An 8843-nucleotide genomic window follows, 5' to 3' on the forward strand; every position below is an offset into this window, starting at 1 on the left:
GGGGTTTCCCGATGCGTGGGGGACAAAGCGGCGCTGGGCGGAAAACGATGTCAGCCCGTTCGAGAAAATGCGCGTTCTGAACCCAGCGCCAAACGCGGGTAAAGTCGCGAAATTGGCCCGTGATTTTGCCGATACCTTTCCGACGCTTCAGGACGTGAAAATCAAACAAGCTTGGGCAGGCATGATCGATGTGATGCCCGATGTGGTGCCCATTGTCGATAGCTGCGCGCCCTTGCCGAACCTGACGATCTGCACGGGGATGTGCGGGCATGGCTTTGGCATAGGGCCGGCCTTTGGGCGGATCACCGCAAAACTGATGCAAGGCCTTGAGACAGCTCACGATTTGAACCGCTTCAGGTTCAACCGCTTTTCCGATGGGTCCAAATTGGTCCTTGGTCCAAACCTTTAACGATACGCCTGATCTTGTTGCTTTCATTGAAGTAATCAGACCTCTTAATGTAGATGAGAAAGAACGCATATGCCCATCCACAACCGCTTTGCAGATTTACACGCCGAGATCACAGAATGGCGTCGTCATCTGCATACGATCCCTGAACTCGACTTCGATTTGCCAAAAACGTCGGCTTACGTTGAAGAACGTTTGCGCGAGATTGGTGTCGATCAGCTTGAAACGGGTGTGGCGCAAACCGGCATGGTCGCGGTGATCAAAGGCAAGACAGATACCTCAGGTCGCGTCATCGCATTGCGGGCTGACATGGACGCTTTACCGATCCTTGAGGCGGCGGATGTAGAGTATAAATCGACCCATGATGGCAAGATGCATGCCTGCGGGCATGACGGTCATACGGCGATGCTATTGGGCGTTGCGAAATACCTCGCGGAGACGCGCAATTTCGACGGCACGGCTGTGCTTTTGTTCCAACCTGCCGAAGAAGGTGGCGGCGGTGGCCGCGTCATGGTCGAAGAGGGCGTGATGGACACATACGGCGTGCAAGAGGTTTATGGCATTCACAACATGCCGGGCGGCGCTGTTGGGCATTTCGCCATTCGCGCGGGCGGATTGTTGGCGGCTGTGGATGAGTTTTCATTGACGATCACCGGCATGGGCGGGCATGGCGCCGCCCCGCATGAGGCGATTGATCCGAACATTTGCGCGGCTCATATGATGCTGGCCCTGCAAAGCATCGTGAGCCGAAATGTCGATCCTTTGAAGAACGCGGTTGTGTCGGTGTGCACCATGAGCAACGACAGCAGTGTGTTCAATGTGATCCCGCAAACTGTGCAGCTTGGTGGCACAGTTCGAACGCTCGATGGTGATGTGCGCGATTTGATTGAGCGCCGTTTTCGCAAGATTGTAGAAGCGACGGCGGAGGCTTATGACTGCGGCGTCGAAATCACCTATGATCGCGGCTATCCCGTGACGGTAAACACAGAAGAGCATACAGGCTTTGCCGCCGATGTCGCGCGCAAGGTTGCGGGCGAGCAGGCTGTGGATGATGATACGCCCCCTATTATGGCGGGCGAAGATTTCTCTTATATGTTAGAGTCGCGCCCCGGTGCTTATATCTTTCTTGGAAATGGGGAAGAGGGCGCAACAGTCCATCACCCCGAATATATTTTTAACGACGATGCGATCCCTGCAGGCTGTTCCTGGCTTGCCGGTATGATCGAAAACAGAATGCCTGCTGCTTAAGGAGCCCAGATTATGCCTATCAAAAACCGTCTTGCCGAAATGCTGCCCGAAATCACCGAATGGCGCCGTGATCTGCACGAGAACCCTGAAATCCTGTTCGAAACCCACCGCACCTCAGCGATTGTTGAAGAAAAGCTGACCGCTTTTGGCTGCGATGAAGTCGTGGGCAAGATTGGCCGCACGGGCGTCGTTGGTGTGATTAAGGGTAAGAGCAACACATCGGGCAAGGTCATCGGGCTGCGCGCGGATATGGATGCTTTGCCGATCCATGAGCAAACGGGGCTTGAGTATGCCTCTAAAACGGATGGCGCGATGCATGCTTGCGGGCATGATGGTCACACGGCAATGCTACTGGGCGCGGCGAAGTACCTGTCCGAGACACGTAATTTCGATGGAACAGTCGTCGTGATCTTCCAGCCAGCGGAAGAGGGCGGCGGCGGTGGCCGTGAGATGTGCGAAGATGGCATGATGGAGCGCTTTGGCATCCAAGAGGTTTACGGCATGCACAACTGGCCGGGTCTTCCAGTAGGTGAGTTTGCGATCCGCCCTGGTCCGTTCTTTGCCGCGACCGATCTTTTTGACATTGAGGTTGAGGGGCGCGGCGGGCATGCGGCCAAGCCTAACGACACGATTGATACGACGGTTATGGCAAGCCAACTGGTGCTTGCGCTGCAGACGATCGCATCGCGCAATGCCGATCCGGTGGAGCAGATTGTTGTGTCCGTGACCTCCTTCGAGACGTCATCGAACGCGTATAACGTGATCCCGCAAAAAGTCGCGATCAAGGGCACAGTGCGCACGATGAGCAAGGAACTCCGCGATCTGGCCGAGACCCGCATGGGCGAGATTTGCCAAGGGATTGCAGCAACGTTCGGGGGCACAATCAAGCTTGATTATGATCGCAATTACCCTGTGATGATCAACTCTGAAGAGCAAACCGCATTTGCCGCCAAGGTCGCTGAGACTGTTTCGGGCAAGCCAACGCAAGACGCGCCGCTGGTGATGGGTGGTGAAGATTTCGCCTTCATGCTAGAAGAACGCCCCGGCGCTTACATTGTCGTGGGTAATGGCGATACGGCGATGGTGCACCACCCTGAGTATAACTTTAACGATGAAACCAGCCCCGCAGGCGCAAGCTGGTGGGCTGAGATCGTTGAGCAGCGTATGCCAGCGGCCTAAATGCGCCGCTTTATTCCCTGCCAAGTCAAAGGCACGAGCGATATCGGAACTACCCAAGACTACGGTCAGGGTGTGTTCCGTGTGAACCGCCCCTTGGGGAAAATCCTTGGTGGCCCGAATGGGCTGCCAAAGCGCGGCGGGCTATGGCGTATCGAAACGAAGGAGCACCATCGCCTCTTTGCGATTTTGCGACACTACGATGGCGGCGGGGACGAGCCGGTGTTGTGGACCGAGTATGAGAGCCGCCGAACGTTGAAAATGTCGGGCAAAGCTGAAGCCGACCTCTACTTTCGTCCTGCCTATCGCTTCGAATACCTGTTGTTTTTGTGGGAACATATTGATCCACTGATTCAAGTGCAGTTCCGCGTTGCGGTGTTTTTGACGTTGGCGTCTGTGTTCCTAGGGTTTGTGCTGGGCTATGCGATTGCATGAAAAAGCAGGCCCAAGGTGGTGATCCTTGAGCCTGCTATATGCGTTTATTGCTGCATCTGCTCGGCAAGGAAGGGTTCAGGGCTGTCCACTTCGTCCAAGCGTTTTCCGTTGATCAGCCAATAGCGGTTGCCCACATTGCGCAGGAAGCTTCTGTCATGGCTGACCAACATAGAGGTCGCCCCATGTTTGATCAGCTCGTCCTCAAGCGCTTCTTGTCCCTCGATATCCAGATGGTTTGTGGGTTCATCCAGTAGATAGAAATTGGGCATTTTGAGCCGCAGAATCAGCATTGCAAGACGCGCCTTTTGCCCACCTGAGAGCGCGCCGATCTTGGTATCTTGCATTTGCATCGTCACGCCCGCGCCGACAAGAGCGCTGCGCGCGCGTTGATCGCCGATGTCAAATTGCGACGTCACTACATGAAGCGGTGTTTGGGCGTCAGGCAGTTGGCTCAGATGTTGATCCGAATAGGCCGAAACGACAGACAGCGCGCATTTAACAGGGCTTTCGGCGCCTTCTAGCGCCTGCTGCATCATCTTGATCAACTGTGTCTTGCCCGTCCCATTCGCGCCAAGCAGCACAATTCGATCCCCCGGCAATATCCACTTTTGACCCGTTTTATAGAGCAAGCGACCATCTGGTGTCTGCACGCTTAGATCATTCAATGTGAGCAGAGCCTTGGCGTGGGTGCCGCTGTTGGTGAGTTTGATGTCACCGGCGCTGCGGCTTTGATAGGCGGGTTTGGCGGCGGCCTCCATTCGCGCGGCGCGATCGTTGAGCTGTTTGGTCTTGGTGATCAACAGATCAGAGCCAGAGTTGATACCGATGTTTTTTAGCTTTGCCGCTTGCTTTCGCAACTGCTGGGCCTTGTTTAGATCGTTGGCAAAGCGACGCTCGTCTGCGGCATCGGCCTCATCCAGACTTGCGCGCGCTGGCGTGAAGGGGAGTTGAAAGACGCGCGATTGCTCTTGACGCAAAAACAGGGTGCGATTGCAGGTCGCGTCGAGGAACGCGCGATCATGGGAGGTCATGAAAACCGTAACTGCGCGGGGCAAGTCGCGCAGCCACTCTTGTAGGAATCCGATGCGTTGCAGGTCGAGATGGTTGGTCGGTTCATCCAAAAGCAGCACGTCTGGTTCAGTGATCCAGACCGCCGCCAGCAGGGCAGTGCGCTGCCATCCACCGCTCAATTCGCGCAAGGGGCGGTGGCGTAGATCTTCAGCGACAGACAGATCGTCCAGCACCACCTCGACGCGCCATGTATCATATTCCGCTTGCTCGGCGGGCAGGGCGGCAAGCACCCAATCATAGAGCGTTTGGGAGAGTGCGGTTTCAGGAATATGCTGGGTCACATAGCCGACGCGCAAGCCACGCGCGCGGGTGATTTCGCCTTCGGTGGGTTCAGATGTTTCAGCCAAACAGTCCAAAAGCGTGGTTTTACCGCGCCCGTTGGCCGCAACAAGACCGATGCGGTCCCCTTTGGATATCGTCAGTGTTAGATCGGTGAAAAGCGGATCGCCAAGGATCACGCCCAAAGCGTTGATATTGATAAGTGTCATAGAAATCTCAGGTCAAATAGAACGGGTGCCGCAGCGCGGCTTTGGGCAGACCTAATGAGATGGTGTTCTCTGGGGTCGGCCCTGCAAACGAATTTACAGGGCGTCGCGGGGACCATGCTGAAGTCGGCGTGTTATTCGCATGTTCAGCTCGTGCCCTCCCGTTGTGTGCATTGACCTTAGCAAGAATGTTAAGAAACAAAATCCGCTCTGGCAAGGGTGCAGTCCTGAGGGCACTGCGGGGCGGCGTGCAAATGCTCGCTTGCCGCACCCATCTGCGCGCGATACACCGCCCGTCATGACACATACCGCTACAATCGTCTGCATTAAGTGGGGCACGCTCTTCGGCCCTGAATATGTGAACCGTCTCTATTCTGGCGTGCGCCGGAATATGAACCGTCCTATTCGTTTCATCTGTATGACCGAAAACTCTGATGGGTTTCACCCCGATATCGAAGTGCTCGATCTGCCGGTGGAGCCGTTCTTGGAGCCGATGAATGCGGCGCTCGCGGTGGCGAACAGGCAGGGCGCGATGCGCAAGGTGTCGTTGTTCAAGCCAGGTTTGATCTCCGATTTGGAAGGGCCTGTTTTGGGCTTTGATTTGGATGTGGTGATCACCGGTAATCTGGACGATATTTACGAGATGGCAGCAGGCAAGGTCGCTATGCGTCATGACTGGACGGAAAAGCGCAAAGGGCGTCCGACGGGGCATGGATCGGTGTTCCGCTATGATCCCGAAGCGCATACGTTTCTCTATAACGATCTCGCGGCCAACCCTTATGACGAGGTGGAAAAAGCGCGCGGATCAGAGCAGCGGTACACCTCGCATAAGGCGATGGACAACGCCTGTTTTGAGTACATTCCGCCAGAATGGGTGGTGTCGTTCAAATACGATTGCAATCCGTTCCCAACCAACTATCTGCGCCCGCCAAGCCTGCCAAATGATGCGCGCGTGGTGTGTTTTCATGGCCGTCCTAAGATGACAGACGCGTTGGAAGGTTACACAGGGCAGATCATTCGCTACTCAAAACCCTGCGCTTGGCTCAAAGAGCATTGGATCACGCGTAGTCAGGCCGATTTGGGCGAAAACTACGCCTAACCCCTTATTTCAGCTTTCAAAATAAACTTCCGCCGGAGGCTCCGCGCGGCGCCAAGAGGCGTGTCGTTTCTTGATCAAAGACACAGCGCTTGACGGAATCATTCGCTTTCTCCATTATCTGAACAAGCGTTCAATAAATCGGAGCCACTGCCATGTTCACCCATTCCATGACTTTTGATCTTGGAGAAGACATCAATGCCCTGCGCGATATGGTGCATCGTTGGGCGCAAGAGCGCGTCAAACCGATGGCGGCTGAGATTGACGCCTCAAATGAATTTCCCCCAGAGCTTTGGGCGGAAATGGGCGAGCTCGGCTTGCATGGCATCACGGTCGATGAAGAATTCGGCGGCTCGAACATGGGCTACCTTGCGCATGTGATCGCGGTTGAAGAAATCGCGCGTGCGTCGGCCTCTGTTTCGCTGTCTTATGGGGCGCATTCGAACCTCTGTGTGAACCAGATCAGCTTGAACGGCACGCCAGAGCAGAAGGCGAAGTACCTGCCTGATCTTGTGTCGGGTCAACACGTTGGTGCCTTGGCGATGTCTGAGCCAAATGCGGGGTCCGACGTTGTGTCGATGAAACTGCACGCCGAAAAGCGCAACGATCACTACCGCCTGAACGGTAATAAATACTGGATCACCAATGGCCCTGATGCGGAAACCTTGGTGGTTTATGCGAAGACGGACCCTGATGCAGGCTCCAAGGGCATGACGGCCTTCCTGATTGAAAAGTCGATGACGGGTTTCTCAACGAGCAATCATTTCGACAAGCTTGGCATGCGTGGATCAAACACAGCTGAGCTGATTTTTGAGGACGTGCAAGTGCCGTTTGAAAACGTGCTTGGGGAAGAGGGCAAGGGCGTGCGCGTCTTGATGTCCGGTCTTGATTACGAACGTGTGGTGCTCTCGGGCATTGGCACGGGCATCATGGCGGCCTGCCTTGATGAAATCATGCCCTACATGGTGGAGCGCAAACAATTTGGTCAAAGCATCGGTAACTTCCAACTGATGCAGGGCAAGATCGCGGACATGTACACCAAGATGAACACAGCCCGCGCCTATGTCTATGAGGTCGCGCGCGCTTGCGACAAAGGGCAGGTGACGCGTCAGGATGCTGCGGCTTGTGTGCTCTATGCATCCGAGGAGGCGATGGTTGTCGCGCACCAAGCGGTGCAGGCGATGGGCGGTGCGGGCTTCCTGAACGACAGCCCCGTTGCGCGTATCTTCCGCGATGCGAAATTGATGGAGATTGGTGCGGGCACCTCGGAAATTCGCCGCATGCTGATCGGTCGCGAGTTGATGGGAGCCATGGGCTAATGCCGCGCTGGCTGCTTTGGACACCTTTGGTGGTGCTCACAGTGGCCGCAGGCTTGTTTGGATTTCGCATGGGATGGATCGCAGCAACGATCACTGAAACCGATGTGATCGACAGATATGCCGCGCATTACTTGAGCCAAGACAGCGCCAGATCAGCCACGGCATGCCACGCAGTTCCAAGCACCCAAAAGGGCGTTTGGCTGGTGGTCATCTGTGGTGAGAAATCCTGCGAAGCCACGCAGAACGATGACTATTCAGAATATCATGCGAACCGGCTTGGTCGCTTGGTTCACGCGGGTGATCCGCAGTGTGGCCGCAAAAGCGAAAGGTTTGAGGCGTAAATGTTAAAGAGCCATCAAACATATGAAACGCTTTATGCCGATTTCCGTTGGGATGTTCCCGAGCAGGTGAATATGGCCGCGCAATGTCTGGCATATCCTGCGGAACAGGTTGCGATCCTTGATTTTGAGCATGGGCCTTGCAGCTATGGTGAGCTAGAGGCGCGCAGTGCGGCCTTGGCAGAGGCGTTGCGCGCGCAAGGGATTGAACGCGGAGATCGCGTGGGCGTTTTGCGCTCGCAAGATGTGTGGACGGCGGCAGCGCATTTGGCGATTTGGTCGCTCGGCGCGATTTCCGTGCCTTTGTTTACCCTGTTCCAAAAGCAAGCCTTGGACTCGCGCACGGGTGATGCGGGCGTTTCGGTGATTGTGACGGATGCGAGCAATGCGCAGCGCGAGATGAGCGCGCCGGCCTTGGTGCCTGATGGGCTGAACTGGACGCTCGGTGATAGGCTGACTTGCGTCGACACAGGCGCGGAAGACCCTGCCTGTTTGATCTATACCTCTGGCACGACAGGCACGCCCAAGGGGGCGCTGCATGGGCATCGGGTACTCTCAGGGCACTTACCGGGCGTTGAGATGAGCCATGATTTTCTGGGTCAAGAGGGCGATTGCCTGTGGACCCCTGCAGATTGGGCGTGGATTGGCGGGCTCTTTGATGTGCTGATGCCCGCGCTGGCCTTGGGTGTTCCCGTCGTGGCAGCGCGTTTGGCAAAGTTTACGCCAGAGGCCTGCGCCGATGTGATCGCGCGCACCAAGGCGCGCAACGTGTTTTTCCCGCCGACAGCGCTGCGGATGCTCAAAGCGAGCGATATGAAGATAGACGGCCTGCGCACTGTTGCCTCTGGCGGCGAACCTCTGGGCGCGGAAATGCTAGATTGGGGGCGTCGTAGCTTCGGGCTACAGATCAACGAATTTTACGGTCAAACCGAATGCAATATGGTGGCGAGTTCCTGCGCTGCGCTGTTCGCGCCAAGCGCGGGGTGCATCGGAAAACCTGCCCCCGGATTTGAGATTGCGGTCTTGGACAGCGATGGCAAACCAAGCTTGGAAGAGGGCGATGTTGCTATTCGCAAGGGCGCGGCGTCGATGATGTTGCGCTATTGGGAGCGCCCCGACGCCACCGCAGAGAAGTTCAAAGGCGATTGGATGATCACAGGTGATCGCGGTATTTGGGACGGCGGTTATCTGCGATTTATGGGCCGCGAGGATGATGTGATTACATCGTCAGGCTATCGCATCGGCCCGTCGGAAATCGAGGACTGTTTG

General features: G+C 56.0%; 9 protein-coding genes. 8 read left to right on the forward strand and 1 reads right to left on the reverse strand.

The genetic code is table 11. The features are described from left to right. The 4 genes from ABJQ89_RS15485 to ABJQ89_RS15500 form a co-directional block, all read left to right on the forward strand. Positions 1-409, forward strand: a 409-nt coding sequence (locus tag ABJQ89_RS15485) for an FAD-binding oxidoreductase (protein WP_348497067.1), incomplete at its 5' end; no start/stop codon positions are given. A gap of 69 nt (positions 410-478) precedes the next feature. Next, a complete protein-coding gene (locus tag ABJQ89_RS15490; RefSeq protein WP_348497068.1) occupies positions 479-1654 on the forward strand; it encodes a M20 aminoacylase family protein in 1176 nt (391 codons plus the stop codon). A gap of 12 nt (positions 1655-1666) precedes the next feature. Further along, on the forward strand, positions 1667-2833 hold the full coding sequence (locus ABJQ89_RS15495) for a M20 aminoacylase family protein (protein ID WP_348497069.1): 1167 nt from the start codon (positions 1667-1669) through the stop codon (positions 2831-2833). Next, a complete protein-coding gene (locus tag ABJQ89_RS15500) occupies positions 2834-3265 on the forward strand; it encodes a hypothetical protein (protein WP_348497070.1) in 432 nt (143 codons plus the stop codon). Between the two features lie 44 nt (positions 3266-3309). Here ABJQ89_RS15500 and ABJQ89_RS15505 read toward each other — a convergent pair whose 3' ends face one another. Beyond that, positions 3310-4824: an ABC-F family ATP-binding cassette domain-containing protein gene (locus ABJQ89_RS15505; protein ID WP_348497071.1), complete on the reverse strand. Its 1515-nt coding sequence runs from the start codon at positions 4822-4824 to the stop codon at positions 3310-3312. 295 nt (positions 4825-5119) lie between these two features. Here ABJQ89_RS15505 and ABJQ89_RS15510 point away from each other — a divergent pair, with 295 nt between their 5' ends. From ABJQ89_RS15510 to ABJQ89_RS15525, 4 genes are all read left to right on the forward strand, one after another. Continuing rightward, positions 5120-5920 carry a glycosyl transferase gene (locus tag ABJQ89_RS15510; protein ID WP_348497072.1) on the forward strand — a complete coding sequence of 267 codons (801 nt, stop codon included), beginning with the start codon at positions 5120-5122 and terminating at the stop codon, positions 5918-5920. A 152-nt stretch (positions 5921-6072) separates the two neighbouring features. Then, positions 6073-7236: an isovaleryl-CoA dehydrogenase gene (locus ABJQ89_RS15515; protein ID WP_348497073.1), complete on the forward strand. Its 1164-nt coding sequence runs from the start codon at positions 6073-6075 to the stop codon at positions 7234-7236. Further along, entirely contained in the window at positions 7236-7577 is a 342-nt protein-coding gene (locus ABJQ89_RS15520; RefSeq protein WP_348497074.1) for a hypothetical protein, read from the forward strand. The genes ABJQ89_RS15515 and ABJQ89_RS15520 overlap by 1 nt, the downstream gene beginning before the upstream one ends. Next, the coding region (locus ABJQ89_RS15525) for an AMP-binding protein (protein ID WP_348497075.1) at positions 7578-8843 on the forward strand (1266 nt) is incomplete at its 3' end.

This window comes from Planktotalea sp., from assembly GCF_039984035.1.
GTDB lineage: Bacteria > Pseudomonadota > Alphaproteobacteria > Rhodobacterales > Rhodobacteraceae > Planktotalea.

Excerpts from the sequence above, each read along its gene's own strand:
- ABJQ89_RS15490 (WP_348497068.1), top strand. The coding sequence starts at position 479 with ATGCCCATCCACAACCGCTTTGCAGATTTACACGCCGAGATCACAGAA.
- ABJQ89_RS15495 (WP_348497069.1), top strand. The coding sequence starts at position 1,667 with ATGCCTATCAAAAACCGTCTTGCCGAAATGCTGCCCGAAATCACCGAA.
- ABJQ89_RS15500 (WP_348497070.1), top strand. The coding sequence starts at position 2,834 with ATGCGCCGCTTTATTCCCTGCCAAGTCAAAGGCACGAGCGATATCGGA.
- ABJQ89_RS15505 (WP_348497071.1), bottom strand. The coding sequence starts at position 4,824 with ATGACACTTATCAATATCAACGCTTTGGGCGTGATCCTTGGCGATCCG.
- ABJQ89_RS15510 (WP_348497072.1), top strand. The coding sequence starts at position 5,120 with ATGACACATACCGCTACAATCGTCTGCATTAAGTGGGGCACGCTCTTC.
- ABJQ89_RS15515 (WP_348497073.1), top strand. The coding sequence starts at position 6,073 with ATGTTCACCCATTCCATGACTTTTGATCTTGGAGAAGACATCAATGCC.
- ABJQ89_RS15520 (WP_348497074.1), top strand. The coding sequence starts at position 7,236 with ATGCCGCGCTGGCTGCTTTGGACACCTTTGGTGGTGCTCACAGTGGCC.